This window comes from Mycobacterium sp. E3247 (assembly GCF_001667785.1).
In the GTDB taxonomy this organism is placed as follows: domain Bacteria; phylum Actinomycetota; class Actinomycetes; order Mycobacteriales; family Mycobacteriaceae; genus Mycobacterium.
In genome coordinates this window covers 1-678 of the sequence record NZ_LZJG01000090.1, presented here as the reverse complement: position 1 = coordinate 678, position 678 = coordinate 1, and the positions used below count along the sequence as shown (strand labels likewise).

The following is a 678-nucleotide window of genomic DNA, read 5'->3' as shown; positions in this document are numbered from 1 at the left end:
CCAGGCCGCCAACGGCAGGTCGTGGGTGTAGCCCAAGGACCCGTGTATCTGCAACGCCGTGTCGATCACCTCGATCAGCATGTTGGCGATATAGGTTTTGGCCATCGAGTTCTCGATGCGCAGGTCGTGCCCGTGCTCCATTTTGTAGGCCAGGTGCAGGATCATCAGTCGCGTGATGTAGAGCTTCTCGGCGCAATCGGCGAGCATCCACTGGATGCCTTGCCGATCGGCGACGCGCTTGCCGAAGGTGACACGCTCGCACGCACGTGCGGTGGCCATATCCAAGGCTGCCTGAGCTTTGGCCACGCTCCACATCCCGTGCCGGAGCCGGCCGTATCCGAGCCGATGCTGCCCCATCGCAAAGCCCTCGCCACGGCCGCCGAGAATGTTCTCGTCGGGGACCACTAGGTCGCGGATGCGGACTTCCGCGTGACCCATGGTCACCTCACCGTGGAAGGCCGGCACGTCGGTCTCTCCCATAACCGGAATGTTGCGGATGATCTCGAAGCCAGGATTGGGCAACTCGACGAGAAACGTCGTGTACTGGCGATGGCGCGGCGCGTCGGGATCGGTCTTCGCCATGACCAATGCCAGTTGTGAGATGGACGCCCCTGAGGTGTACCACTTCTCGCCGTTGAGGATCCAATTATCGCCCTCGCGCACCGCGCTGGTCTGCAT

The 678-nt window shown here is 62.4% G+C and carries 1 protein-coding gene; it reads right to left on the bottom strand.

The features are described from left to right. The coding region (locus A9X04_RS04840; RefSeq protein ID WP_197509052.1) for an acyl-CoA dehydrogenase family protein at positions 1–678 on the bottom strand (678 nt) is incomplete at both ends.